The 25,760-nt window shown below is 67.9% G+C and carries 24 protein-coding genes, 1 tRNA gene, 1 other RNA gene and 1 riboswitch; of the genes, 16 read left to right on the top strand and 10 right to left on the bottom strand.

Features of this window, described 5'->3' with window-relative positions:
* Nucleotides 1-2 precede the first annotated feature (2 nt).
* Genes lysS through IEX93_RS02630 form a run of 5 tightly spaced genes read left to right on the top strand, consistent with a single transcriptional unit; the run spans nt 3 to nt 4,987 of the window.
* Nucleotides 3-1,478 carry a lysine--tRNA ligase gene (lysS, locus tag IEX93_RS02650; RefSeq protein ID WP_188846173.1) on the top strand — a complete coding sequence of 492 codons (1,476 nt, stop codon included), beginning with the start codon at nt 3-5 and terminating at the stop codon, nt 1,476-1,478.
* Entirely contained in the window at nt 1,479-2,348 is an 870-nt protein-coding gene (locus IEX93_RS02645; RefSeq protein WP_188846171.1) for a cation diffusion facilitator family transporter, read from the top strand.
* 59 nt (nt 2,349-2,407) lie between these two features.
* A complete protein-coding gene (locus IEX93_RS02640) occupies nt 2,408-4,063 on the top strand; it encodes an acyl-CoA mutase large subunit family protein (protein ID WP_188846170.1) in 1,656 nt (551 codons plus the stop codon).
* Nucleotides 4,064-4,082: 19 nt separating this feature from the next.
* Nucleotides 4,083-4,502, top strand: coding sequence for a cobalamin B12-binding domain-containing protein (locus tag IEX93_RS02635; protein WP_060384831.1), 420 nt, complete (start codon nt 4,083-4,085; stop codon nt 4,500-4,502).
* On the top strand, nt 4,499-4,987 hold the full coding sequence (locus IEX93_RS02630) for a PaaI family thioesterase (RefSeq protein WP_188846168.1): 489 nt from the start codon (nt 4,499-4,501) through the stop codon (nt 4,985-4,987). Before IEX93_RS02635 ends, IEX93_RS02630 begins: the two co-directional genes overlap by 4 nt.
* Here the strand turns inward: IEX93_RS02630 and IEX93_RS02625 are convergent.
* The 7 genes from IEX93_RS02625 to ssrA form a co-directional block, all read right to left on the bottom strand.
* Nucleotides 4,908-5,285 (bottom strand): hypothetical protein, encoded by a 378-nt coding sequence (locus tag IEX93_RS02625; RefSeq protein ID WP_188846166.1) that lies wholly within the window; start codon nt 5,283-5,285, stop codon nt 4,908-4,910. The genes IEX93_RS02630 and IEX93_RS02625 overlap by 80 nt on opposite strands.
* Before the next feature lie 52 nt (nt 5,286-5,337).
* A complete protein-coding gene (locus IEX93_RS02620) occupies nt 5,338-6,252 on the bottom strand; it encodes an MBL fold metallo-hydrolase (RefSeq protein ID WP_188846164.1) in 915 nt (304 codons plus the stop codon).
* Nucleotides 6,253-6,275: 23 nt separating this feature from the next.
* Nucleotides 6,276-8,417 carry a vWA domain-containing protein gene (locus IEX93_RS02615; RefSeq protein WP_229906078.1) on the bottom strand — a complete coding sequence of 714 codons (2,142 nt, stop codon included), beginning with the start codon at nt 8,415-8,417 and terminating at the stop codon, nt 6,276-6,278.
* 31 nt (nt 8,418-8,448) lie between these two features.
* Entirely contained in the window at nt 8,449-9,648 is a 1,200-nt protein-coding gene (locus tag IEX93_RS02610) for a bifunctional 3,4-dihydroxy-2-butanone-4-phosphate synthase/GTP cyclohydrolase II (protein WP_188846162.1), read from the bottom strand.
* Nucleotides 9,648-10,232: a riboflavin synthase gene (locus IEX93_RS02605; protein ID WP_188846160.1), complete on the bottom strand. Its 585-nt coding sequence runs from the start codon at nt 10,230-10,232 to the stop codon at nt 9,648-9,650. Before IEX93_RS02605 ends, IEX93_RS02610 begins: the two co-directional genes overlap by 1 nt.
* Nucleotides 10,233-11,366, bottom strand: a complete 1,134-nt coding sequence (gene ribD / locus IEX93_RS02600) for a bifunctional diaminohydroxyphosphoribosylaminopyrimidine deaminase/5-amino-6-(5-phosphoribosylamino)uracil reductase RibD (protein WP_188846158.1) — start codon at nt 11,364-11,366, stop codon at nt 10,233-10,235.
* Between the two features lie 4 nt (nt 11,367-11,370).
* Nucleotides 11,371-11,492, bottom strand: a riboswitch (FMN riboswitch).
* Nucleotides 11,493-11,575: 83 nt separating this feature from the next.
* Nucleotides 11,576-11,926: a transfer-messenger RNA gene (gene ssrA / locus IEX93_RS02595) on the bottom strand.
* Nucleotides 11,927-12,034: 108 nt separating this feature from the next.
* Between ssrA and rimP the strand changes: the two genes are divergently transcribed.
* From rimP to secD, 6 genes are all read left to right on the top strand, one after another.
* On the top strand, nt 12,035-12,514 hold the full coding sequence (rimP, locus tag IEX93_RS02590; protein ID WP_188846156.1) for a ribosome maturation factor RimP: 480 nt from the start codon (nt 12,035-12,037) through the stop codon (nt 12,512-12,514).
* An 8-nt stretch (nt 12,515-12,522) separates the two neighbouring features.
* Nucleotides 12,523-13,689, top strand: coding sequence for a transcription termination factor NusA (gene nusA / locus IEX93_RS02585; RefSeq protein ID WP_188846154.1), 1,167 nt, complete (start codon nt 12,523-12,525; stop codon nt 13,687-13,689).
* A complete protein-coding gene (locus tag IEX93_RS02580) occupies nt 13,686-13,964 on the top strand; it encodes a YlxR family protein (protein ID WP_188846152.1) in 279 nt (92 codons plus the stop codon). The genes nusA and IEX93_RS02580 overlap by 4 nt, the downstream gene beginning before the upstream one ends.
* Nucleotides 13,933-15,648 carry a translation initiation factor IF-2 gene (gene infB / locus IEX93_RS02575; protein ID WP_188846151.1) on the top strand — a complete coding sequence of 572 codons (1,716 nt, stop codon included), beginning with the start codon at nt 13,933-13,935 and terminating at the stop codon, nt 15,646-15,648. The genes IEX93_RS02580 and infB overlap by 32 nt, the downstream gene beginning before the upstream one ends.
* 4 nt (nt 15,649-15,652) lie before the next feature.
* Nucleotides 15,653-15,937, top strand: coding sequence for a hypothetical protein (locus IEX93_RS02570; protein ID WP_188846149.1), 285 nt, complete (start codon nt 15,653-15,655; stop codon nt 15,935-15,937).
* A gap of 64 nt (nt 15,938-16,001) precedes the next feature.
* Entirely contained in the window at nt 16,002-18,203 is a 2,202-nt protein-coding gene (secD, locus tag IEX93_RS02565; RefSeq protein ID WP_188846147.1) for a protein translocase subunit SecD, read from the top strand.
* Nucleotides 18,204-18,383: 180 nt separating this feature from the next.
* On the opposite strand, the gene IEX93_RS02560 is transcribed toward secD, so the two are convergent.
* A tRNA-Val gene (locus tag IEX93_RS02560) sits at nt 18,384-18,458 on the bottom strand.
* 90 nt (nt 18,459-18,548) lie between these two features.
* On the opposite strand from IEX93_RS02560, the gene lepA reads away from it, so the two are divergent.
* Nucleotides 18,549-20,381, top strand: coding sequence for a translation elongation factor 4 (lepA, locus tag IEX93_RS02555; protein ID WP_188846145.1), 1,833 nt, complete (start codon nt 18,549-18,551; stop codon nt 20,379-20,381).
* Nucleotides 20,365-21,333: a sensor histidine kinase gene (locus IEX93_RS02550; RefSeq protein WP_188846143.1), complete on the top strand. Its 969-nt coding sequence runs from the start codon at nt 20,365-20,367 to the stop codon at nt 21,331-21,333. Before lepA ends, IEX93_RS02550 begins: the two co-directional genes overlap by 17 nt.
* On the opposite strand, the gene sdaAB is transcribed toward IEX93_RS02550, so the two are convergent.
* Nucleotides 21,330-21,992 (bottom strand): L-serine ammonia-lyase, iron-sulfur-dependent subunit beta, encoded by a 663-nt coding sequence (sdaAB, locus tag IEX93_RS02545; protein ID WP_188846141.1) that lies wholly within the window; start codon nt 21,990-21,992, stop codon nt 21,330-21,332. The genes IEX93_RS02550 and sdaAB overlap by 4 nt on opposite strands.
* A 17-nt stretch (nt 21,993-22,009) precedes the next feature.
* Between sdaAB and IEX93_RS02540 the strand changes: the two genes are divergently transcribed.
* The 3 genes from IEX93_RS02540 to IEX93_RS02530 are packed head-to-tail and all read left to right on the top strand — an operon-like array spanning nt 22,010 to nt 25,412.
* Nucleotides 22,010-23,914: a hypothetical protein gene (locus tag IEX93_RS02540; RefSeq protein ID WP_188846139.1), complete on the top strand. Its 1,905-nt coding sequence runs from the start codon at nt 22,010-22,012 to the stop codon at nt 23,912-23,914.
* Nucleotides 23,911-24,762 carry a dihydrodipicolinate synthase family protein gene (locus IEX93_RS02535; RefSeq protein WP_188846137.1) on the top strand — a complete coding sequence of 284 codons (852 nt, stop codon included), beginning with the start codon at nt 23,911-23,913 and terminating at the stop codon, nt 24,760-24,762. The genes IEX93_RS02540 and IEX93_RS02535 overlap by 4 nt, the downstream gene beginning before the upstream one ends.
* Nucleotides 24,750-25,412, top strand: coding sequence for an LEA/WHy family protein (locus IEX93_RS02530; RefSeq protein WP_188846134.1), 663 nt, complete (start codon nt 24,750-24,752; stop codon nt 25,410-25,412). Before IEX93_RS02535 ends, IEX93_RS02530 begins: the two co-directional genes overlap by 13 nt.
* Here the strand turns inward: IEX93_RS02530 and IEX93_RS02525 are convergent.
* Nucleotides 25,409-25,756, bottom strand: coding sequence for a cytidine deaminase (locus tag IEX93_RS02525; RefSeq protein WP_371863145.1), 348 nt, complete (start codon nt 25,754-25,756; stop codon nt 25,409-25,411). The genes IEX93_RS02530 and IEX93_RS02525 overlap by 4 nt on opposite strands.
* Nucleotides 25,757-25,760: the final 4 nt, after the last annotated feature.

Here is a 25,760-nt window from a genome sequence, read left to right as displayed (position 1 = left end):
CGATGAACGAGCAGACCCAGCAACGGCTGAAGAACCTCGAGGCCCTGGTGGAGGCGGGGTTCGCCCCCTACCCCTACCGCTACCCCAAGACCCATAGCGCCCGGGAGATCCTCGAGGCCAAAAAGGGAGCCCCCCCCGAGACGGAGTGGCCCGAGGAGGTGGCGGTGGCGGGCCGCCTGGTGGCCCTGAGGCGCATGGGCAAGGTCACCTTCGCCCACCTCCTGGACGAGACGGGGAAGATCCAGCTCTACTTCCAAAAGGACCTCACCCCCCGCTACGAGCTTTTGAAGAAGCTGGACGTGGGGGATATCCTAGGGGTCAAGGGCACGGTCTTCACCACCAAGACCGGGGAGGTCACCGTCAAGATCCTGGACTGGACCCCCCTGGTGAAAAGCCTCCACCCCCTTCCCGACAAGTGGCACGGGATCCGGGACAAGGAGGTGCGCTACCGCCAGCGCTACCTGGACCTCATCGTCAACCCCGAGGTGCGGGAGGTCTTCCGCAGGCGCACGGAGATGGTGCGCTACATCCGCCGCTTCTTTGAGGAGAAGGGGTTTTTGGAGGTGGAAACCCCCATCCTCCAGCCCACCACCGGCGGGGCGGAGGCCCGGCCCTTCAAGACCTACCACAACGCTTTAGACCACGAGTTCTTCCTGCGGATCTCCCTGGAACTCTACCTCAAGCGCCTCCTCGTGGGCGGGTTTGAAAAGGTCTTTGAGATCGGGCGCAACTTCCGCAACGAGGGGATTGACCACAACCACAACCCCGAGTTCACCATGCTGGAGGCCTACTGGGCCTACGCCGACTACCTGGACATGGCGAGCCTCGTGGAGGAGCTCCTCTCGGGGCTCGTGTACCACCTCTTCGGCACCTACAAGATCCCCTACCAGGGCCGCACCTTGGACTTCACCCCGCCCTTCAAGCGCATCTCCTTCGTGGAGGCCCTGAAGGAGAAGGCGGGCCTCCCCTTTGACCCCCTGGACCTGGAGCGCCTAAGGCTTTGGGCCGACGCCCATCACCCCGAGCTCGCCCACGTCCCGAGCTACAAGCTTTTGGACAAGCTCTTCGGCCTCTACGTGGAACCCGAGCTCCAGGACCCCACCTTCGTCTTTGACTTCCCCCTGGCCATCAGCCCCCTGGCCAAGCGGCACCGGGAGAAGCCCGGGCTTGTGGAGCGCTGGGACCTTTACGCCGGGGGAATGGAGCTTGCCCCCTGCTACTCCGAGCTCAACGACCCTCTGGACCAGAGGGAGCGCTTCCTGGAGCAGGCCCGGCGCCGCCAAGCGGGGGACGAGGAGGCCCCCGAGCCCGACGAGGACTTCCTCCTGGCCCTGGAGTACGGGATGCCCCCGGCGGCGGGGCTTGGCCTCGGGATAGACCGCCTCGCCATGATCCTCACGGACCAGCCCTCCTTAAGGGATGTCCTTCTCTTCCCCCTTCTCAAGCCAAAGAAGGAGGCGGTGGAAGAAGGGGCCTAGATGGCCGAAGGCGCCGCCCGGTTGAGCCTCGTGGTCGCCCTCCTCGTCCTGGGGCTCAAGACCCTGGCCTATGGGCTCACGGGCTCGGTGGCCCTGCTTTCGGATGCCCTCGAGTCCTTGGTGAACGTGGCCGCGGCCCTCGCCGCCCTCCTCGCCCTCCGGGTCGCCCGCAAGCCGCCAGACCAGAACCACCCCTTCGGCCACACCAAGGCCGAGTACTTCTCCGCCGTGCTGGAAGGGGTCTTGGTGGTGGTGGCCGCCCTCCTCATCGCCAAGGAGGCCCTCCCCCGCCTCCTTCACCCCGTGCCCCTAGAGGGCCTCGGTCCCGGGCTTGGGGTGAGCCTCCTCGCCACCCTCTTAAACGGCCTTCTGGCCTATCACCTACTAGAAGAGGGCCGCCGCCACCGTTCCCCCGCCCTCATCGCCGACGGGCACCACGTCCTCTCCGACGTCCTCACCTCCACGGGGGTCCTCCTCGGGGTGGGGCTTTCCGGGCTCACGGGGCTTTGGGTCTTAGACCCTCTTCTGGCCCTTTTGGTGGCGGGGAACATCCTCCTCATAGGCTTCCGCCTGGTGCGCCACTCGGTGGGCGGGCTTATGGACGAGGGCCTTCCCCCGGAGGAGGTGGAGCAGATCCGCGCCTTCCTCCAGGAGCGCATCCGGGGAAGGGCCCTCGAGGTCCACGACCTCAAGACCCGGAGGGCGGGCCCCAGGACCTTCCTGGAGTTCCACCTGGTGGTGCCGGGCAAGACCCCGGTGGCGGAGGCCCACCGCCTCTGCGACGAGCTGGAAAGGGCCTTGGCCGAGGCCTTCCCCGGCCTGGTGATCACCATCCACGTGGAGCCGGAAAGCGAGCGGAAGCGGGTATAGCCTAACGCTCTTTTCCTTCCCGGCAAAAAAGCGTAAACTATGGGGCAAAGGAGGCCCCCATGCGCAAGAAGCACGACTGGCTCAGGGAGACCTATAGGAAGAGCCTGGAGAAGATCCCCGAGCGGCCCATCGCCCACCGCACCCTCTCGGACATCGCCCCAGAGCCCCTCTACACCCCGGAGGACATCGGGGTCCTGGACCCGGAGTACGAGGAGAAGCGGGGCTTTCCCGGGGAGTTCCCCTACACCCGGGGGGTCTACGGCTCCATGTACCGCTCCCGGCTTTGGACCATGCGGATGTTCGCCGGGTTCGGCACCGCCGAGCAGACCAACGAGCGCTTCAAGAAGCTCCTCAAGGCGGGGCAGACGGGCCTAAGCGTGGCCTTTGACCTCCCCACCCTCATGGGCTACGACTCGGACCACCCCCTGGCCAAGGGGGAGGTGGGAAAGTGCGGGGTGGCGGTCAGTAGCCTCGCCGACATGGAGGTCCTCTTTGAGGGGATTAACCTCGAGGAGGTCACCACCTCCATGACCATCAACTCCCCCGCCAACGCCATCTGGGCCATGTACCTGGCGGTGGCCAAGAAAAAGGGCTACGACTGGAAAAAGCTCGGGGGCACCATCCAAAACGACATCCTCAAGGAGTTCATCGCCCAGAAGGAGTACATCTTCCCCCCCGAGCCCAGCATGAAGCTGGTCATCGACACCTTTGAGTGGGGCCCCAAAAACGTCCCCAAGTGGAACTTCATCTCCGTCTCCGGCTACCACATCCGGGAGGCGGGCTCTACGGCGGTGCAGGAGCTCGCCTGGACCCTGGCGGACGGCTTTGAGTACGTGGAGGCGGCCCTCAAGCGGGGCCTGGACATTGACGAGTTCGCCCCCAGGATCAGCTTCTTCTTTGACGTGCACAACGATTTCTTTGAGGAGATCGCCAAGTTCCGGGCGGCAAGGCGCATCTGGGCCAAGGAGATGCGCTACCGCTACGGGGCCAAGAACCCCCAAAGCTGGATGCTCCGCACCCACGCCCAGACCGCCGGGGTCTCCCTCACCGCCCAGCAGCCCCTGAACAACATCGCCCGGGTGGCCATCCAGGCCCTGGCGGCGGTGCTTGGGGGGGTGCAAAGCCTCCACACCGACGCTTACGACGAGGCCCTGGCCCTGCCCACGGAGGAGTCGGCCACCATCGCCCTCAGGACCCAGCAGATCATCGCCTACGAGACGGGCGTCACCCACACCATTGACCCCCTGGCGGGGAGCTACTACGTGGAGTGGCTCACCGACGAGATGGAGCGCCAGGCCATGGAGATCATTGAGGAGATCCGCCACATGGGAGGGGTGGTGCGGGCCATTGAGGAGGGGTACTTCCTCCGGGAGCTCGCCGAGGCCAGCTACCGCTACCAGCAGGAGGTGGAGCGCAAGGAGCGGATCATCGTGGGGGTGAACGCTTTCACCGACGAGATCCCCCTAAAGGTCCCCATCCAGCTCGTAGACCCCGAGGTGGAAAGGGTCCAGGCGGAGCGCCTGGCCCGCGTCCGCCGGGAGCGGGACCCCAAGCGGGTGGAGGAGGCCCTAGAGGGCCTTAGGCGGGCGGCGGTGGAGGGGCAGAACACCATGCCCCACTTCGTGGAGTGCGCCCTAGCCTACTGCACCCTGGGGGAGATGATGGACGTCCTGAGGGAGGTCTACGGCACCTACCAGGAGCCGGCCTACGTGTAGGAGGGGTAAGATGCAAGGCGTGGATCGGCGCATCCGGGTGCTCATCGCCAAGCCGGGCCTGGACGGCCACGACCGCGGGGCCAAGGTGGTGGCCCGGGCCTTGAGGGACGCGGGGATGGAGGTGATCTACACCGGGCTCCGCCAAACCCCGGAGATGATCGTCTCCGCCGCTATCCAGGAGGACGTGGACGCTATAGGGCTTTCCATCCTCTCCGGGGCCCACATGCACTACTTCCGGGAGGTGAAGCGCCTATTGGACGAGCAGGGAGCCTCGGACATCCTCCTCTTCGGCGGCGGGATCATCCCCGACGAGGACGTGCCCAAGCTCAAGGCGCTGGGGGTGGCCGCCGTCTTCGGCCCCGGCACCAGCACCCAGGAGATCGTGGACTTCCTGAAGCGGGCCGTGCCCGAGCGCTGGAAGGCCCAGGGGCTCGCATGAAGGCCATCCAGCTCTACTACCCCCCGGAGTGGGCCCACTGCTACGGGTGCGGCTACCTGAACGCCCAGGGCCTTCGCATTGAGACCTACTGGCACCCCGAAAGGGGGGAAAGCGAAACCCGCTTCACCCCAAAGCCCCACCACACCGCCATCCCCGGCTTCGTCTACGGGGGGCTTTTGGCCTCTTTGGTGGACTGCCACTCCACCGCCACCGCCGCCGCGGCCAAGGCGGCGGCGGAAGGGGTGAGCCTCGAGGAGGCTCCCTTGCGCTTCGTCACCGCAAGCCTCAAGGTGGACTTCCTGAAGCCCACCCCTTTGGGCCCGGAACTCCGCCTGGTGGGCCGGCCCAAGGAGGTGAAGGGGAGGAAGGTGGTGGTGGAGACCGAGCTTTACGCCGAGGAGACCCTCACGGTGCGGGGGGAGGCGGTTCTCGTTCAGATCGGCGAGGGGTTCGGGCGTTCAGAAGACGCTCCAGCTGGTGGATAAGCTCCCCCAGCTCGGCCACCCGCGGCCAACCCCTTAGGACCAGCTCCAACCAAGCCTCCTCCAAAAGGGCTTTAACCGGGGCGAGGGTCCCCTCGGGGATGGCCCTTTCCACTGCCAGGGCCTTGTTCTCTTGGCGCAGGAGGGCGTTTTCCCGCTCCAGGTTCCAAAGGCGCAGGCGCAGGTCCAGGATCTCCTTTTGGGCCTCCTCTAGAAGCCTTTCCAGGTGGCTTTGGTGGAGGCGGTGATGGGCGGTTTCCGCCCGGATGCGGCCTTCCAGCTCGTCGTCCCAGTGGAACATAGCCCCAGGGTAAGGGGGGTCACCTCCTTCCCGTGTGATCTTTGCACACACCCTAGAACTCAAAGAAAGCGGGGACGAAGGCGTACCCCTCCCCTTCCCGGCGAATGTAGCCCAGGGCGGGCCAGGGGAAGTGGTAGGCGGTGATGAGGCTCTTTTCCTCGGAGACCTTACGGAAAAGCCGGGCCCGGGTCTCCACCACCCGCGCCTTGTCCATGTCAAAACCCAGGTAGGCCTGGGGGAAGCGCAGGGAAAGGAGGTAGTGGCCGGCGGCATCCCCGAAGACGAAGAGCTTCTTCCCCTGGGAGACCACCTCCAGGCTCATGTGCCCGGGGGTGTGGCCGAAGGAGGCCACCGCCCGCACCCCGGGGAGGATCTCCTCCCCGTCCTCCACGGGCCGGATCCGCTCCCGCAAGGGGACGAGGGCCCGCTCCACCGCCTGGGAGGGGTTTTGCAGCCAGAACTCCAGGTCCACCCTCCCCATGAGGTGCACCGCCTGGGGGAAGACCGGCCGCCCCATCCCGTCCACCAGGCCCCCGATGTGGTCGGGGTGGCCGTGGGTGAGGAAGACGTGGGTGATGTCCTCGGGGGCGTAGCCCGCCAGGGCCAGATGGTCTAGAAGCCTTCCCCCGGCGGCCTGGCCCCGGCCCGTGTCTACCAGAAGCCGGGCCTCCCCCAGGTCCAGAAGGACGGGGTTAAAGTTGTTGCGGGTGGCCTCGGGGTTGAGGAAGTTCTCCTCCAAGGTCCTGCGGAAGGCCTCCTGGAGCTCGGGGTTCGCCCCCCAGTTGGGGAGGAGGGGCCCCGGGGGGGACTGGCCGTCGGAGAGGATGACCGCCGTGATCCCCCCGAGGCCAAACCGGTAGAACCCGCCCCCGTTCACCCCCTTGGGGGCCCGCCTCGAGGCCTGGCCCAAGGCCACACCCCCCGCCAGGAGTAGACCCGCCCCCTGGATAAACCGCCTCCGGTCCATAACGCCTCCTTTCTAAGGGCAGCTTAGCCCGGGGCCCCTTCGCGGAGTGTGCCCCGGGGCACCCTGGCCTCAAGGAAGCGCTCCAAGAGAAAGAGGAGCAAAGCCGCTAAGAGGAGGTAGGGCCTTAAGGGCAAGGGGCGCCTCACCCCCCGCCCCGCCTCCTCCGGGGAAAGGAGCCGCCCCCCTGTGGCCTCCGCCATGGCCCTTAGGGTGGCCTCCCCGTCCCTTGGGGTCCACTCTCCCGGGAGGGGGAGGCTTAGGGGGATGCGCCGCTTGCCGTCCAGGAGCACCCCTTCCCCCCGGGCCACCCCCTCAAAGCGGCCGGGGCCCGCCGGGAGGAGGGGGGTTTCCTTCCCCCCGGCGAGGAGGCGTGGGGCCTCGAGGCGGCCCAAGACCACCACCCGCACCCCCTCCCCCTCGGGGTAGGCGTAGAGGGCGAGGGCCCGCCCGGCCCCCGCCAGGTAGCGGGCAAGCCCCCCGAGGAAGGGAGCGGCCCCGGCGAAGTCCCGCCAGGAGCGGGAAAGGTCCGTGGCCAAGGCGGCAACCCGCCCCTCTCCCCTTTCCCCCAGGGCCAAAAGGGCCCGCTCCCCGCTTCTTAGGAGGACCTCGGCCCAAGGCTCGGCCCGGGCGGGCAGGAGGACCTCCAAAGGCGGGAAGGCGAAGGGCTCGGTGAGGGGGTGGGGGGCCTTCTCCACGGGAAAGCGCCCCTCCAAAGCCCCGCCGCGGAAGACCTCCTGCCCCTCCCTTAGGAAGAGGCGGGGAAGCTCCTTAGGGGTGGCCGCCCGGTAGAACCGCCCCCCGCCCCGTCGGGCCAGGGCCTCTAGCAAAGGGGCGTCGGCGTCCTGCCCCAAGGCGATGGCGGAGACCTCCGCCCCCGCTCCCGCCGCCAGGGCCAAGAGGGCCTCCCGGTCGTCCGCCACCTGGCCGTCGGTAAGGACCAAGATCCCCTTCCGCCCCCCGGGGACCCCCTTAAGGAGGTCCACCGCCTCCCGCAAGGCCCCGCCCAGCACCGTCCCCCCGCCCGCCCGCAAGGAAAGGAGGAGGCTTTGGGCCTCCTTTTTGGCCTGGAGGGTCATGGGCCTTGGGGGGAAGAGGACCCGGTGGCCGGAGGCGAAGACCACCACCCCCACCCGGTCCTCGGGGGTGGCGGTGCCGATGAGCTCCAAGGCGGCGGCCACCGCCAGGGAGAGCTTCTCCCCCTCCATGCTCCCCGAGACGTCCAGGACCAGGACCAAGGCCGCCCCCTCCCGGCCCAGGGGCTTCAGGGGCAGGTCTTCCGGCAAGACCCGGTCCCACCCCCCGAAGAAAAGCCCCCTGGGGGTGGCGGTGAAAAGGAGCCCCCCGCCCCGGTGGAGGTAGGCCCTCAAGGCCTCGGGGGCTCCCTCGGGGAGGTCCAAGACCCCAAGGCCCACCGCCACCAGGTCGGCCTCGAGGGGAAGCCGGAAGGGCCCTTCCTCCACCTGGAAGCCCTGGGCCTCGAGGTAGCGGGCCAAAGCCGGGTCCCCCAGGACCAAGGCCCTGGCCCGGTCGGCGGGGGCAAGGCGCAAGCGGGCCTCGCTCCTTCCCCAAGGCCCCTCGGCCACCGCCCAAACCTCCGCCTCCCCCTCTAGGGGGAAGGCGTAGGGGAGGACCTTTCTCCCCTCCACCCGAAGGGTCCGGGTCCAAACCCCTCCCGGCCCCTCCACCCTCAGGCGGGCCTCGGCGGGGCGGGGGGCCTCCAGCACCACCCCCACCCCCACCGTCTCCCCGTAAAGGGGGTAGGGCGGGGGAAGGAGGCTTAGGGCCACGTGGGGCTTGGGGGGGACGTAAAGGGCGTCCAAGGGGAAAGGCGGGGCAAGGGGCGGGAAAAGCCCGTCGGAGACCAGGACCACCCGGTCGGGGGAAAGCTTTAGGGCCTCGAGGAAGGCCCTTTGGATATCGGTCCTCTCCCCCAGGTCCAGCCGCCTGGCCGTGGGGGCGGGAAGGCGCTCCACCCGCTCGGCGAAGGCTAGGAAGATCCCCTCCCTGGGAAGCCTTTCCGCCAGGGCGAAGACGCCTTCCCGGGCGGAAGGGGAGAAGTCCAGGAGGTAGACCACCCGCCCCTCCCGGGGCCACTTGGGGTCCAGGAAGGCGAGGAGGAGGAGAAGGAGCACAAGGGCCCTAAGAAGCCCCAAGGAAGCGGGCATACCCCCATGCTACCCCCGAAGGAAGGGGGCATCAGTCCATCCAGTGGCCCAGCTTCTCCTTCTTGGCCTGAAGGTAGCGCTCGTTGTAGGGGTTGTCCCCGGCCCTCAAGGGGATGCGCTCCACGATCTCTATGCCGAAGCCGGAAAGGGCCCGGACCTTGCGGGGGTTGTTGGTGAGAAGGCGCATCTTCCGCACCCCCAGGTCGTAGAGGATCTGGGCCCCCACGCCGTAGTCCCTTAGGTCCGGGGGGAAGCCTAAGGCCAGGTTGGCCTCCACCGTGTCCAGGCCCTGGTCCTGGAGGTGGTAGGCCTTGATCTTGTTCACAAGGCCGATCCCCCGCCCCTCCTGTCTCAGGTAGACCAAGACCCCTTTTCCCTCCTCTGCGATCCTCTGGAGGGCCAGGTCCCGCTGGAAGCCGCAGTCGCACCTTAGGGAGTGGAGGGCATCCCCCGTGAGGCACTCCGAGTGCATCCGCACCAAAACGGGCTCCTCCGGCTCCCAGCTTCCCATGACCAAGGCGGCGTGCTCCTCCCCCGTGAGGGTATCCCGGTAGCCCAGGATGCGGAACTCCCCGAAACGGGTGGGAAGCAGGGCCTCCGCCTCCCGCCTCACGTAAAGGTCCCCCCGCTCCAGGCGGTAGCGGATGAGGTCGGCGATGGTGCCCACCTTGAGGCCGTGCCTTTGGGCAAAGAGCAAGAGGTCCGGCAGGCGGGCCATGGTGCCGTCCTCCTTGAGGATTTCAATGAGGCTGCCCACAGGGGTGAGGCCGGCGAGGCGCAGGAGGTCCACCGTGGCCTCGGTGTGCCCGGCGCGGCGCAGGACCCCCCCGGGCCTCGCCACCAGGGGGAAGACGTGCCCCGGGCGGCGGAAGTCCTGGGCCGTGGCCTCGGGATCGGCGAGAAGCCTTAGGGTGGCCGCCCGCTCGTAGGCGCTGATTCCCGTGGTGGTCCCCCGGGCGTCCACGCTCACGGTGAAGCGGGTCCCCTGGGGGTCTTGGTTCTTCTCCACCATGAGGGGGAGGTCCAGGGCCTTGGCCCTTTCCTCCGTGAGGGCCACGCAGAGGAGGCCCCGGCACTCCTTCAGCATGAAGTTCACCCACTCCGGGGTCACGTGCTCCGCCGCCATGATGAGGTCGCCCTCGTTCTCCCGGTCCTCGTCGTCCACCAGGATCACGGGGCGGCCCCGGCGGAGTTCTTCCAGAAGTTCCTGGACGCTGGCAAGCCCTTCCATCAGCTCCTCCCCAAAAGGCGGGCCACGTACCGGGCGATGAGGTCCACCTCGAGGTTCACCCCATCCCCCACCCGAAGCCCCCCCAGGTTGGTCACCTTTAGGGTGTGGGGGATGAGGGTGACCCAAAAGGCCTCCCCCGAAAGCCCCGCCACCGTGAGGGAGACCCCGTTTAGGGCCACGCTCCCCTTCTCGGCGATGTAGGGGGCAAGCGCCTTGGGGGGAAGGAAGTAGAAGTCCTTGGCCCCCGGGGCCTCCCGCACCTCAAGGAGCTCCGCCACCCCGTCCACGTGCCCGGTGACGAAGTGCCCCCCAAGCCGGTCCCCCACCCTTAAGGCCCTTTCCAGGTTGGGGCGGTGGCCCACCCGCCAGGTGGGGGCGGTGCGGCGGAGGGTCTCCTGGGCGAGCTCCACCCAGAACCCCTCCCCGTCCACCCGGACGGCGGTGAGGCAGACCCCGTCCACCGCCACCGAATCCCCCACCTTCAGGTCCTCCAGCACCCTCCGGGCGGCGATGTGGACCCGGAGGAAGGGCCCTTCCTCCACCTTCAGGATCTCTCCGGTTTCCTCCACAAGTCCTGTGAACATCTATCCCTCCGGGTAGGCCTCAAGCCAGAGGTCCTCCCCCAGCCACTCCCTGCGGGCAAGGCGAAGGCGGAGGGCCTCCGCTACCCGCTCCACCCCAAAGCCCTCGGCAAGCCCCCTCCCCTCCCCCAGGATCCGGGGGGCGAGGAAGAGGGCGAGCTTGTCCACCAGGCCCCTTTCCAAAAAGGCCCCGGCAAGCCTCGGCCCCCCCTCCAGCAAAACCCCGTCCACCCCCTCCTCCAGGAGGAAGGCCAGGGCCCTTTCCAGGTCCACCCGCCCCCCTTCCCGGGGGAGGGCCACCACCCGGGCCCCCGCCTCCTCCAAGGCCGAAACCCGCGCCCTCGAGGCCCCCTCCCCCACGAAGACCAGGACCCGGGCGGGCTCCCCCCTCGGGCCCCTTTGGAAGAGGCGGGCCGTGGGCGGGGTCCTGGCCTCGGTGTCCAGGACCACCTTCAAGGGGTCCCGGAGGGGCGGGGGCTCCAGCATGTGGGGAAAAGGGCGGAAGTCGGGGTGGCGCACGGTGAGGGCGGGGTCGTCCTTTAGGACGGTCCCCACCCCCACCATCACGGCGGGAAGCCACTGCCGGTAGGCGTGGGCCACGCGGCGGCTCGCCTCCGAGGAGATCCAGCGGGCATCCCCCGAAGGGGCGGCCACCTTCCCGTCCAGGGTGAGGGCCGCCTTCCAGAGGACGAAGGGAAGGCCCTTTTTCTGCACGGTGAAGAAGACCTCGTTCTGGGCCCGGGCCTCCTCTTCCAGAAGGCCCGCCTCCACCTGGACCCCCCCCGCCCGCAGCCGGTCAAGCCCCCCCCGGGCCAGGGGGTTTTCCTCCCGGGCCGCCACCACCACCCGGGAAACCCCGGCCTCCAAAAGGGCCAGGGAGCAAGGGGGGGTGCGGCCGAAGTGGTCGCAGGGCTCGAGGCTCACGTAGGCGGTGGCCCCCCGGGCAAGCTCCCCCGCCTCCCTTAGGGCGAAGACCTCGGCGTGGGGCTCCCCCGCCCTGGGGTGGTACCCCTCCCCCACGATCCGGCCTTCCCTTACCAGGACCGCCCCCACCAGGGGGTTCGGGCTCGTGTGGCCCCGGGCCCTTTCCGCAAGCTGCAGGGCTCTACGCAGAAAACGCTCGTCCAGGTCGCGCAAACCGGCCCTCCTTCTCCCATCCGGACTTTCACCGTCGGCCCCGGAATTCCACCGGGTCGGGCCCCAGTAGGGGCTTCGCGGGCTTTCACCGCCGGTGGGGACTTCCACCCCGCCCCGAAGGAGGTGCCCAAGGCACCTCTTTCACTTTACCAAGCCCCGAGGGGAAAAGTGTACCCCAAAAGGGAAAGGGCGCCCGAAGGCGCCCCTTTTGGTGGAGGTGGGGGGAGTTGAACCCCCGTCCGAAGGTCCCTACGGCGGGCTTCTACGCGCGTAGTCCGCGTTTAGGGTGTCCCCCTGGCTTGGCCCGCGGACGGGCGGCCAGGAGCGAGCCCTCTTAGAGGTTCGCCCGGGGTTAGAGGGCGTGGCCCCAGGCTAGCCGGGTTTGTGTCCCCGCTTCCGGCGAGCCCCCGGCGGGGCTTCCGGGCGAGGTCGCGGTCATTAAGCCGCGAGGGCGTAAGCAGGCTTGTTGGCCTTTATTCGTTTGCGGGTTTTTACGAGGCCACCCGCACCTCGGCGCGCGGCCACGCCTTCGGCGACCCCCGTCGAGACCGTTCACCCCCGTGTTTGGGCCGGGCTCGGACCGGCAACCTTGAGTGTAGCAGGCTAAAGGGCTTGTAGTCAAGGGGTTTTCGGGTGTAAACTTAGGCCAGTGCTCCCAAGGGAGGGGGGTGGGTGTAAGCCCACCCTTCCTTTGTGGAGGTTGGCGCAGAGGGAGGTGCACGGTGGACCTTTGGCGGCTTGTGGAGGAGGCGGTGGCCCCTTTGGACCTGGAGGTCCTCGAGGTCCGGGAGGCCCCCGGGGAGGTCCTGGTGCGGCTTGACCGCAAGGACGAAAAGCCCATCCGCCTTTCCGACCTGGAAGCGGCGAGCCGGGCCATAGAGGCGGTTTTGGACCGGGAAGACCCCATCCCGGGAAGCTACAAGCTCTTGGTGGAGTCCCCCGGGCCCAAACGCCCCCTCTTCACCCGCCGCCACTTTGAGCGCTTCCAAGGGCTCAAAGCCAAGGTCCAAGGCCCCGGAGGCTTCACCGGGAGGATCCTCCGGGTGGAGGGGGAAGAGGTGGTCTTCCAGGTGGGCCTCGAGGAGAAGCGCCTTAGGATCGGCACCTTCCGCGCCAACCTCGCCGAGTGGCCCGAGGAGCCTAGGTAGGAGGAAGCATGAACCGGGAGTTCGTGGAAGCCATGCAGCAGCTGGCCCTGGAGCGGGGCGTGAGCACCGAGGAGATCCTCGAGGCCTTCAAGGAAGCCCTGCGCAAGGCCTACATAAAAAGACAAAAAGGCTACAAAAAAGAGGAGATTGACGCCGGCAAGGGGCCCGAGGTGGACGTCTACATAGACCCCCAGACGGGCCGCATTGAGATGGTGGAGGTCCGGCGGGTGGTGGAGAAGGTGGAGGACCCCGACAAGGAGATCGCCCTGGCCGAGGCCCTCCAGTACGACCCGGAGGTGCAGGTGGGGGACGAGATGGAATTCCCCATTAACCCCGAGTCCCTGTCCCGGGTGGCCATCCAGGACCTGCGCCAGATCCTCACCCAGCGCCTCAAGGAGTCGGAGCGCAACCGCATCTACAACGAGTACAAGGACAAGGAAGGCCAGGTCCTCACCGGGGTGGTGACCCGGGTGGACAACCGGGGTAACGTCTTCGTGGAGCTGGGCCGGGGGGAGGCCTACCTGCCCAAGAGCGAGCAGATCCCCACGGAGAAGTACTACCCGGGCCAGCGCCTAAAGGTCTACCTGAAAAAGGTGGACCGCTCCGCCAAAGGCCCCTCCCTCATCGTGAGCCGGGCTCACGAGAAGCTCTTGGAATACCTCCTAAAGCAGGAGGTGCCGGAGATCGCCGAGGGGATCGTGGAGATCAAGGCCATCGCCCGGGAACCGGGGCGGCGGAGCAAGGTGGCGGTCACCAGCCACAACCCCAACGTGGACCCCATCGGGGCCTGCATCGGGCACAAGGGGCAAAGGATCCAGGCGGTCTCCGCCGAGCTTGGCCGGGAGAAAGTGGACATCATCCTCTGGTCCAAGGACCCCAAGGAGTTCATAAGGAACGCCCTCTCCCCCGCCCAGGTGGGCTCCATTGAGCTGGACCCCGAGGCCAAGAAGGCCCGGGTCAAGGTGACCAAGGACCAGCACTCCCTGGCCATCGGCACCGGCGGACAGAACGTGCGCCTGGCCTCCAAGCTCACGGGGTACGACATCCACTTTGAGGAGGCGGAGATCTCCGACCTGGACGAGGCCCTGCGGCGGGCCGCCCAGGAGGAAGCCGAGGCCAGCAAAGCCCGGGCCAAGGAAGCCTTTGAGAAACTCTTCAAGGATCTTTCCGAATGAGCCGGCACGTTCCCATCCGGATGTGCGTGGCCTGCCGCAGGAGGCGGCCCAAGGGGGAGCTTCTGCGCATCCTCCTCACCCCGGAAGGGTTCGTGCTGGACCCAAGCGGCAAGCGCCCGGGGCGCGGGGCCTACGTCTGCCCCGACAACCCCGAGTGCTGGAAGGAGAAGAAGCTAAGGCGCTTCGCCGGGGCCAAGGCCAAAGCCCTGGCCGAGGCCCTGGCGGCGCATCTGGGAGGGATGCATGGCCAAGGTCAGGATCTACCAGCTGGCTAAAGAGCTGGGCATGAAAAACGAGGAGCTCTTGGAGCTCCTGGACCAGATGGGGGTGGCTTACAAGTCCCACGCCTCCACCCTAAGCGAGGAAGACGCCGAGGCGGTGCGGGAGCTGGTTAGGGAGCAGCGGGGCCTCCAGGAGAAGCTGGCCGAGGAAGAGCGCCGAAAAAGCCTTCCTAAGCGCCCCCCCGTGGTGGTCATCATGGGCCACGTGGACCACGGGAAGACCACCCTTTTGGACTACCTCCGTAAAAGCCGCATCGCCGAGAAGGAGGCCGGGGGGATCACCCAGCACGTGGGCGCCTTTGAGGTGAAGACCCCCCAGGGCACCATCGTCTTCATTGACACCCCGGGGCACGAGGCCTTCACCACCATAAGGCAGCGGGGAGCCCGGGTGGCGGACATCGCCGTGATCGTCATCGCCGCCGACGACGGGATCATGCCCCAGACAGAGGAGGCCATCGCCCACGCCAAGGCGGCGGGGACCAAGCTCATCTTCGCCATCAACAAAATTGACCTGCCCCAGGCGGACCCCGAGAAGGTGAAGCGGCAGCTCATGGAGCGGGGCTTCGTCCCCGAGGAGTACGGCGGCGACGCCATCGTGATCCCCATCAGCGCCAAGACGGGGCAGGGGGTGCAGGACCTTTTGGAGATGATCCTCCTCCTCGCCGACCTCGAGGACTACCGGGCGGACCCCAACGCCGAGCCTAAGGGGGTGATCCTAGAGTCCAAGCTGGACAAGCAGGCGGGGGTCGTGGCCAACATGCTGGTCCAGGAAGGGACCTTCCGGGTGGGGGACTACGTGGTGGCCGGGGAGGTCTTTGGGCGGATCCGGGCCATGATGGACGCCGACGGCAACCAGCGCAAGGAGGCGGGGCCGGGTAGCGCCGTGCAGGTCCTAGGCTTCCAGGAGCTCCCCCACGCCGGGGACGTGGTGGAGTGGGTGCCGGACCTGGAGGCCGCCAAGGAGATCGCCGAGGAGCGGAAGGAGGAGCGGCGCGCCCGGGAGGAGGAGGAGAAGGCCCGCCGCCCCCGGACCATGGCCGATCTCCTCCGCACCTTGCAGGAAGAGGGCAAGAAGGAGGTGAACCTGATCCTCCGGGCCGACACCCAGGGCTCCCTCGAGGCCATCCAGCACATCCTGGCCAAGGAGAGCACCGAGGACGTGAGGCTCAACGTCCTCCTGGCCCAGGTGGGGGCCCCCACGGAGTCCGACGTCCTTTTGGCCCAGACGGCAGGGGCCGCCATTTTGGCCTTCGGGGTGAACCCGCCGGGCTCGGTGAAGAAGAAGGCGGAGGAGAAGGGCGTCCTCCTCAAGACCTTCCGCATCATCTACGACCTGGTGGACGAGGTCCGCAACATGATCAAGGGGCAGAAGGAGCCCCAGTACAAGGAGGAGGTCCTGGGCCAGGCCGAGGTGCGGGCCATCTTCCGCCTGCCCACGGGCAAGCAGGTGGCCGGGTGCATGGTCCTCCAGGGCCGGATCCCCCGGAACGCCGAGGTGCGGGTCCTGAGGGACGGCCAGGAGATCTGGAAGGGGCGCATCGCCAGCCTCAAGCGCTTCAAGGAGGACGTGCGGGAGGTAGCCCAGGGATACGAGTGCGGCCTGGGCCTGGAAGGCTTTGACGATTTCCGGGTGGGGGACATCATAGAAGCCTTCCAGGTGGTTGAGGTGCCCGCCTAAAGCCATGCGGGGAGGCCTCCTCGCCCTAAGCCTTGCCCTAGCCCTCCAGGGGCTCACCCTCCCGGGGCCGAGGCCGGGGAAGGAGGCCAGCCTTCTGCCCCAAGGACCGGTTCTCCTCCTCAAGGAGGAGAAGCCCTCCCCAAGCCCCCTCCTCCCCGCCCTCGCCCTCCCTGTTCCCACCCCCCTCCGGCCCCGGCCCGCCCCCCTCCCTAGGCCCACGCCCCAGGAGGAAGCGGAAAGGCCCAGGCTCTACCTCCTCTACAGCAAGCTCCTCTTGGAAGGGGGCTAGGCTCTAGGCCCGGCTCCTTGCGGCGCTTGCGGCATCAGGCCCTTTGGGAATAAAGGAGGTTAGCATGAAGAAGAACCTGAGCGGAGCCCTTCTCCTCGCGCTTTTGCTCCTAGCCTTGGTCTTTCTCTGGAAACCTTGGGCCCCCAAGGAGCCCAAGATCCACCTGGGCCTGGACCTCCAGGGAGGGCTGCGGATCGTCCTGGAGGCCAAGGTCCCCAGGCCCACCCTGGACGACCTGGAAAAGGCCCGCACCATCTTGGAGAACCGGATCAACGCCCTGGGGGTGGCGGAGCCCCTGATCCAGATTCAAGGGCAGAAACGCATCGTGCTGGAGCTTCCCGGCCTCTCCCAGGCCGACCAGGACCGGGCCCTGAAGCTCATCGGACAACGGGCCGTCCTGGAGTTCCGCATCCTCAAGGACAGCGCCACGGGCCTCACCGTGGCCGAGATCAACCAGATGCTCCGGGAAAACCCCAGGCTCAACCGGGCGGAGCTGGAAAAGGAGCTCATCAAGCCCGAGGACCTGGGCCCCCCCCTCCTCACCGGTGCCGACTTAGCCGACGCCCGGGCGGTCTTTGACCAGTTCGGCCGCCCCCAGGTCTCCCTCACCTTCACTCCGGAAGGGGCCAAGAAGTTTGAGGAGGTCACCCGGCAGAACATCGGTAAGCGGCTCGCTATCGTCTTGGACGGCAATGTCTACACCGCCCCCGTGATCCGCCAGGCCATCACCGGGGGGCAGGCGGTCATTGAAGGGCTTTCCAGCCTCGAGGAGGCGAGCGAGATCGCCCTCGTCCTGCGCTCCGGCGCCCTGCCCGTGCCCCTGGAGGTGGCGGAGATCCGGGCCATCGGCCCCACCTTGGGCCAAGACGCCATCCAGGCGGGGATCCGGGCCGCCCTCATCGGCACCTTGGCCATCTTCCTCCTCATCTTCGCCTACTACGGGGTGGGCCTCGGCCTGGTGGCCTCCTTGGGCCTCCTCTACACCTCGGTCCTCATCCTGGGGATGCTCTCGGGCCTCGGGGCCACCCTCACCCTCCCGGGCATCGCCGGCTTAGTCCTCACCCTGGGGGCCGCGGTGGACGGCAACGTCCTCTCCTTTGAGCGGATCAAGGAGGAGCTTAGGGCCGGCAAGCGGTTCCGCCAGGCCATCCCCGAGGGGTTCAAGCACTCCACCCTCACCATCCTGGACGTGAACGCCGCCCACCTCCTGGCGGCGGCGGCCCTTTACCAGTACGCCACCGGTCCCGTGCGGGGCTTCGCCGTGGTCCTGGCCATCGGCGTGGTGGCCAGCGTCTTCTCCAACCTGGTCTTCAGCCGCTTCCTCCTGGAGCGCCTGGCGGAGCGGGGGGAGATCCGCCCCCCCATGTGGCTCGTGGACCCCCGGTTTGACTTCATAGGGCCGGCCCGCTACATCACGGCGGCGAGCCTCCTCCTGGCCCTGGTCGCCGGGAGCCTCGCCCTCACCAAGGGCTTCAACTACTCCATTGACTTCACCGGGGGAACCGCCTACACCCTAAGAACCTCCCCGGAGGTGGGGGTGGACACCCTCAGGCGGTTCCTGGAAGAGGAAGGCCTCCCCGCCAAAGAGGCGGTGATCACTCAGGTCCAGGCCCCCACGGCGGACTTCAAGGAGTTTCTGGTGAAGCTCCCGCCCCTTCAGGACGAGGCGCGGATCGCCCTGGAAAAGCGCTTCGCCCAAGAGCTTAAGGCCACGGTCCTCACCTCGGAAACCGTGGGGCCCGCCATCGGGCAGGAGCTTCGCAGAAACGCCCTCATGGCGGTCCTGGTGGGGCTTGGCCTCATCCTCATCTACGTGGCCTTCCGCTTTGACTGGACCTTCGGCGTGGCCAGCGTCCTGGCCGTGGCCCACGACGTGGCCATCGTGGCGGGGATGTATAGCTTTCTGGGCCTGGAGTTCTCCATCCCCACCATCGCCGCCTTCCTCACCGTGGTGGGTTATTCCATCAACGACTCCATCGTGATCTCCGACCGCATCCGGGAAAACCAAAAGCTCCTACGGGGCCTTCCCTACGCCGAGGTGGTCAACCGCTCCATCAACCAGACCCTTTCCCGCACGGTGATGACGAGCCTCACCACCCTCCTCCCCATCCTGGCCCTCCTCTTCCTGGGAGGAAGCGTCCTCCGGGACTTCGCCCTGGCCATCTTCGTGGGGATCTTCGTGGGCACCTACAGCTCCATCTACGTGGTGAGCGCCCTGGTGGTCCTCTGGAGGAACTACCGGGCGAAAAGGACCAAGCCCGCCTAGGCCCTAAAGGAGGGCAAGCGGGGCCTTAAGGCCCCGCTTGCCCTCCTCACCCCCCGGCCCTGGGCTCGAGGCCCATCTCCTGGGTTGGGCCGCGCCAAGGATTTTGGCCGTATACACACGACCCTTCCCGGTGGTCGCAAAAAAGCCCCCGAGGCCTCCAACCCCGGGGGTTCTGCCCTTTGGTGGGCGGCGTAGGACTTGAACCTACGACCTCTCGCGTGTGAGGCGAGCGCTCTTCCGCTGAGCTAGCCGCCCCAGCGCCAAGAAGCTTATCACGGGGACATGGGCCTGTCAAGCCGCATGCCTAAGGGAAAGCCCTTGACTTTCCCACAGGTAGCCCCGAGGATGAGAAGGATGGAACAGCGCCGCATCCGCAACTTCTCCATCATCGCCCACGTGGACCACGGCAAGTCCACCCTGGCCGACCGCATCCTCCAGCTGACCCATGCGGTGAGCGAGCGGGAGATGCGGGAGCAGTTTCTGGACTCCCTGGAGCTAGAACGGGAGCGGGGCATCACCATCAAGGCCAGCGCGGTGCGGGTGAACTACCGGGCCAAGGACGGGGAGGAGTACGTCTTCCACCTCATAGACACCCCGGGGCACGTGGACTTCACCTACGAGGTCTCCCGGGCCCTGGCGGCGGTGGAGGGGGTGCTCCTGGTGGTGGACGCAAGCCAAGGGGTGGAGGCGGAGACCCTGGCCAAGTTCTACATGGCCTTGGAGCACGGGCACGTGATCATCCCGGTGATCAACAAAATAGACCTCCCCAACGCCCGGCCCCTGGAGGTGGCGCTAGAGGTGGAGGAGGTCTTGGGCCTTCCCGCCGACGAGGCCATCTTCGCCTCGGGGAAGACGGGGGAAGGGGTGGAGGAGATCCTCGAGGCCATCGTCAAGCGCATCCCCCCACCCCAGGGCGACCCCCAGGCCCCCTTAAAGGCCCTCATCTTTGACTCCGTGTACGACGCCTACCAGGGGGTGATCCCCTACCTCCGCCTCTTTGAAGGGGAGGTGCGCCCGGGGGATCGGATCCGCATCTATTCCACGGGCAAGGAGTTCACCGTGGACAAGGTGGGGGTCTTCACCCCCCAGGGCCTCGTGCCCACGGAAAAGCTCAGCGCCGGGGAGGTGGGGTGGCTGGTGGCCGCCATCCGGGACATCCACGACGTCCAGGTGGGGGACACCATCACCCTGGCGGACCGCCCCACCCCCTCCCCCTACCCCGGCTTCCGCCCCGCCAAGCCCGTGGTCTTCGCCGGGCTCTACCCCGTGGACTCCGGGGACTACGGGAAGCTTCGGGACGCCCTGGAGAAGCTCAAGCTCAACGACGCCGCCCTCACCTTTGAGCCCGAGTCCTCCACCGCCTTGGGCTTCGGCTTCCGCTGCGGCTTCCTGGGGCTTTTGCACGCCGAGATCGTCCAGGAGCGCCTAGAGAGGGAGTTCGGCCTTTCCCTCATCGCCACCGCCCCCAGCGTGGTCTACAAGGTGCGGCTCGAAAGCGGGGAGGAGGTGGAGATCCACAACCCCGCCGACCTCCCCGACCCCACGCGGATGGAGGAGATCCTCGAGCCCTACGTGAAGCTCACCATCTTCACCCCGGAAGAGTACGTGGGAAACCTCATGCAACTCCTCCAGGAGAAGCGGGGAAGGCTTGTCAGCATGAACTACCTCCCGGGGGCGCAGAAGCGGGTGGAGCTGGTCTACGAAGCCCCCTTCGCCGAGGTCCTCTACGACTTCCACGACCGCTTGAAAAGCCTCTCCCGGGGGTACGCCTCCATGGACTACGAGCAGATCGGCTACCAGCCCGGGGACCTGGTGAAGGTGAACGTCCTGGTGCACGGGGAGGTAGTGGACGCCCTCACCTTCATCGCCCACCGGGAGAAGGCCTACACCATGGCCCGGGCCATCGTGGACAAGCTGGCCGAGGTCATCCCCCGCCAGCTCTTTGAGGTGCCCATCCAGGCGGCCATCGGGGGAAAGATCATCGCCCGGGCCACGGTGAAGGCCCTAAGGAAGGACGTGCTGGCCAAGTGCTACGGCGGGGACGTGACCCGGAAGAAGAAGCTTCTGGAAAAGCAGAAGGAGGGGAAGAAGCGCCTCAAGGCCATCGGCAAGGTGGAGGTGCCCCAGGAAGCCTTCCTGGCGGTGCTTTCGGCGGGTCGCGATGAGCCTAAGGGCTAGGCTCGCCCTGGTTATCGCCCTCCTCGCCTTCCTTCCCAACCTGGTCCTGGTCCTCACCCTGGGCCTCCTGAGGGAAGGGCCTTGGTTTCCCCTTTTCCTCTGGCTCCTCCTCCTGGCCCTGGTCTCGGGCGGGGTGGGGTACTTCCTGGCCCAAAGCCTCCTCCGCCCCCTGGAGGAACTCACCCGGGCCCTGGCCTACCTCTCCTGGAAGGAGGAGGTGGCCTTCAACCTTCCCCCTCCCAAGGAGCCACCCCCCGCCGAGGTGGCCCTCCTAAGGGCCCGCTTCGCCGAGCTTTTAGACCGCCTGAGGGCGCTTTTGGAGGCCCGGGAAGCCTTCTACGCCGCCTTGGCCCACGACCTAAAGACCCCCCTCCTTTCCGCCATCCGGGCCCTGGAATACCTGGAAGGGGCCGACCACTTGGGCAAGGAAAAGCGGGTAGGGCTCTTAAGCCGCCTCCGGAAGGAACTCTCCCAGGGCCTCGTCCTGGTGGAAAACCTCCTCACCCTCTCCCGCCTCGAGGCCCGCCCGCCCCGGGGCGAGACCCTGAACCTCAGGGCCCTGGCGGAAGACCTCCTCCTCCGCTACCGGGAGGAGGCCGAAAGGCGGGGGGTGCGGCTGGAAGTGGCGGGGGCGGGGCTTGCCCGGGGGGAGCGGACCCTCCTGGAGCGGGCCCTGGCCAACCTCCTGGAAAACGCCCTGCGCCACGCGCGAACCCGGGTCCGGGTGGAGGTGGCCCCGGGGTGCCTCCGGGTGGAGGACGACGGCCCCGGGCTTCCCCTGCCCCTCGAGGTCCTGGCCCAACCCTTCCGCCAGGGGCCGGGCAACCGGGGGGGTAGCGGCCTAGGCCTCCACACCGCCAAACGGGTGGCCGAGGCCCACGGGGGGCGGCTGGAGGAGGCCAAAGGGGCGCTGGGCGGGGCCTGCCTGGCCCTAAGGCTTCCCGCCGCCTAATCCATGACCGGGGGGATCTGCCGCACCCAGAGGATGTAGGAGAGGTAGGCCAGGTACTCCAGGGGCTTTTCCGTGAGGGGGCGGTCCATCTCAATGCTCATCATGGCCTCCCCGCCCCGCTTTTTGCGGCTTACCGTGAGGTAGGCGATGTTCACCTCGTCGTCCGCCAGGATGCGGGCTACCCGGGCCACCACCCCGGGGGTGTCCACGTTCTTCACCACCAGGGTGGGGGCGCTCCCCGTGATCCGCACCTCAAACCCGTCCACGTCAAAAACCCGAACCACCCCCCCGCCCAAAGAGCTTCCCGTGACCACGAGGCGCTCCTTCTCCCCCTCCAAGGCCATCCGCACCGTGTTGGGGTGGACGTCCCCTAGCTCCACCTCCTTGAAGACCACCTCCACCCCCTCCCGCTCCGCCAGGGAAAGGCTCTCCTTTAGCCTCTCGTCGTCGGGCTTAAGGCCCAAAACCCCCGCCACCAGGGCCAGGTGGGTGCCGTGGCCTTTGCCCGTCTTGGCGAAGGAGCCGTGGAGGCCGAACTCCACCCGCTTGGGCTTCTCCCCGAGGAGGTAGCGGGCGAGGAGGGCCAGGCGGCAGGCCCCCGCCGTGTGGCTGGAGGAGGGCCCCACCATCACCGGGCCGATCATGTCCAAGAGTCCCACGGTTGTAGAATACCGCCATGCGCGCCCTGATGGTCCTCTTGGCCCTAGCCTCCTGGGCCCTGGCGCAGACCCTCCGCCTCCCCGAAAGGGCCCCGGCGGGAGAGCCCTTGGTCCTCGAGGGCGAAAACCTGCCCCAGGGCCGCTTCCCCCTCCTCCTAGAGGGTCCCCACGGGACGGAGACCCTGGAGGTGGAGGTCCGAGAAGGCCGCTTCTCCCTCACCCTCACCCCCAAGGACCCCGGCCACTACCGCCTGGTCCTCTCCCTGCCCTCGGGGCCTTTGGAGGCCCGCTTCCAGGTCCTCCCCCCCGAGCCCCCAAGCCTCACCCCCGATGGGCTAAGGCTCCCCTGGGGCCTCGTCCCCCTGCCGCCCGGGGACTGGCTTGGGCCTTTGGTGGAGGGAAACCGGGTCTACGTGGCCCAGGGGCTTTTGGTGGTGGAGGCGGGCCTGGAGGGAGAGGGCCTACGCTTCCACTTCGCCCCGGCCCGCATCAAGGAGCTAAGGCCGGGGCCCGAGGCCCTTTTGGAAACGGGAAGGACCCTAGCCCTCCCCTTCCCTCCCCTCCCCTTTGAAGGAAAGGAGGAGGACCTGGCCTCCTTGAAACCCCTCCTGGACTTCTTCCAACCACCAAGGCCCTGGCCCTACTTCGCCTACTGGGCCCTAGACCCCAAGGACCTCACCCCGGAAGACCTCGCCGCCTACCGGGAAAGCCTAAGGGGACGGGGCCACCGCCCGGAGCTTTTCCACGGCCAGGAAGGGGTGGTCCGCATGGCGGAGGCCGCCCGGGCCCTCCTCCGGGAGGACCCGGAAAGGGCCCGGGCCCTGGCAGAGACCCTCCTTGCCGCCACCCCCCTCTTCCCAAACTCACTGGAGTTTTTCCATGAAGTGGCCGAGGCCCTCGAGGCCCAAGGCCACCCCGAGGAGGCCCTGCGCTACCGGGAGGCCCTGGGGTGGCTAAAGGCCTGGCTCCCCCCGGCCCTCCCAGAGGGGCGGCTTGCCCTGGGGACCCTGGCCGTGGCCTACCTGGCCCTTCTCCTCTACCTCTTCCTCCTCTACCTCCCCGCCCAGCTTAGGGACCTGAAGCCCGTGGGCGGGTTCCTTAGGGGGTTTTTCCGCCACCCCCTCCTCCGCCTAAGGCACCTCACCCTGGCCTACGCCTCCTTGGGGGAGCGGGCCTTGGCCTTAGGGCTTCTCCTTCTCCTCGTGGGCGGGGTCCTCCTCTACGGGCTAGACCAGAGGGCCCGGGAGGCCCTCTTCGCCCCGCCCCTGGACCGGGGCACCCTGGCCACCGAGGCCGCCCAGGACTTCCTGCGGGGCCTTCCCGCCCTTCCCGCCGTTAAGGCCCACCTGGGCTACGCCCTCCTTTCCGAGGCCCCCAAGGAGGCGGCAGCCCTTCTTGGGGCAAGCGGCCTGCCCTTCGCCCTGGCCCTGAAGGGCAAGGCGGCCGAGGCCTACGCCAAGGCCCCCTGGGACGGGGGCGTCCGGGCCGCGCTGGGCCTCGGGACCGACCCCTGGGGGGAGAGGACGCCCGGCCCCTCGGCCCGGACCCTCTACCTAACCCTTCTCCAGGTGGCCTGGACCCGCTTCCTGGAAGACCCCCTGCGGGGCTTTCTGGGCCTCTCCCTCCCCCTGCCCCAAGGGGCCAGGGTCTGGGCCTTTCTCACCCTTTTCCTCCTCTTGGTCTACCATCTCCTGGCCTTCTTCCTCCCCAGGCCTAAGGGCGCGCCGCCCGCCCTCTGGTCCCGGCTGGTGCGCCTTCTCCTCCCAGGAAGCCTAGGGTTTTCCTCGGGGCTTGGGGCGGTCCTCCTGCTCCTTGCCGCCTACGGGTTCTGGGCTTTCCTCCAAGGGGAGCCCGCCTACCTCCTCTTGGCCTACGGGATCCACCTTCTCCTCTGGATCGGTGCTTTAAGGAGGCCGGCATGATCCTACCCCCCATCCCCACCCCCTTTGACCGGGAAGGCAGGCTGGACACGGAAGCGTTTAGGGCCCTGGCCGAGGCCTTGGAACCCCTGGTGGATGGGCTTCTGGTCTACGGGTCCAACGGGGAGGGCGTCCACCTCTCCCCCGAGGAAAGGGCCAAAGGGCTCAAGGCGCTAAGCCCCAAGAAGCCCTTCCTGGTGGGCCTCATGGAGGAGACCCTGCCCCAGGCCCAAAGGGCCCTCCTCGAGGCCCAGGAGGCGGGGGCCCTGGCCCTCCTCACCACCCCGCCCCGGTACTACCACGGAAGCCTCGGGGATGGCCTTCTCCGCTACTACGAGGCCCTGGCCGAGGCCATGCCCCTTTTCCTCTACCACGTGCCCCAGAACACCAAGGTGGACCTGCCCCTGGCCGCGGTGGAGGCCCTGGCCCGGCACCCCAACGTCCGGGGGATCAAGGACTCTAGCGGCGATCTCCATCGCCTGGCCTTCTACCAGGCCCGCCTTCCGGGCTTTCGGGTCTTCACCGGCCACGCCCCCACCTTCCTGGCCGCCCTGGCCCTGGGGGCGGAAGGGGGGATCCTGGCTGCGGCGAACCTGGCCCCAAGGGCCTACCGGGCCCTCTTGGACCACTTCCGCCAGGGAAGGCTCGCCGAGGCCCAGGCCCTGCAGAAAAAACTTTTCCCCTTGGGGGACCTCCTGGCCAAAGGCGGGGTTCCCCTCTTGAAGCAGGCCTTAAGGTACCTGGGGCTTCCCGCCGGCTACCCGAGGCCTCCTTACCCCCAGGAAAGCCCCCTTTGGGAAAGCTTCCTGCCCGTGTTGGAAGGGCTTAGGGAGGAGGGATGGGTCCTATAAAGCGCCTCGCCCTTCTCCTTCTCCTCCTCGCCGCCTGCGCCCCAAGGCCCCTTTCCCCCGAGGCCCGCTACCTGGGGGCGAGCCTCGAGGGCTTGGAGCTTTCCCCAAAGCCCGCCCTTCTCCTTTCCGTCCGGGTGGCCTTCCACAACCCGAACCCCTTCCCCCTCCCCCTCGCCGCCTTCGGGGCACGGCTTCGGGTGGGGGAGGTGGTCCTGCCCTTAGGGCAAAGCCTCCCCCCGGGGGATAGCGAGGCCCTCCTCCCGGTGCGCCTCACCCCCGAGGAGGCCCTAAGGACCGCCCGGGCCCTCCTTTCCCCCGAGGGGGTAGAGGTGGCCTTGGAGGGGAAGACCTTGGGGCAGGACCTCACCTTCTTCCGCACCCGCTTGGCCTTCCCCCTGGAGCCCTTAAGGGTGCGCCGGGCCGGGGTAAACCTCTTCCTGGAAAACCCCAACCCCCTGCCCCTCCGGGTGGAGGGCCGCCTGGTCCTCCTGGGGCAAAGCTTTAGCGTCCGGGCGGACCTCCCCGCCCGGGGCGAGTCCCGGCTCCAGATCACGGGCTTCCGGCCCGGGCTGGAGCGGGGGACGGGGCGGCTGGAGCTTACCCTCGAGGTCCCGGGGTTTTTCCACCAGAACCTGGTCCTAAGCCTCTAAAGGCGGAAGGCCAGGGGGAGGAGGGCCCCCAAGGTGGTGCGCACCTCCTCCTCGGGGCCGTGAAGGACCACCTCCACCTCTGGCCCCCCGAACTCCATGAGGACCTGCCGGCACCCCCCGCAAGGGGGGATGGGGCCCTTGGGGCTATAGACGTGCACCCGATCCAGGCGCCGCTTCCCCGCAAGGACCATGGCCGCCACGGCGTTCCGCTCGGCGCACTGGGAGAGGGGGAAGGAGGCGTTTTCCACGTTCACCCCCAAGAAGACTTCCCCTTCCGCCTCCACCAGGGCCACCACAGGAAACCCCGAGTAGGGGGCGTAGGCCCGCTCCACGTGGGCCTTCATTAAG

The organism is Thermus composti, from assembly GCF_014647535.1.
In the GTDB taxonomy this organism is placed as follows: Bacteria; Deinococcota; Deinococci; order Deinococcales; family Thermaceae; genus Thermus; species Thermus composti.
The sequence above is the reverse complement of the archived record's forward strand: the minus strand, read 5'-3'. Positions and strand labels throughout refer to the sequence as shown.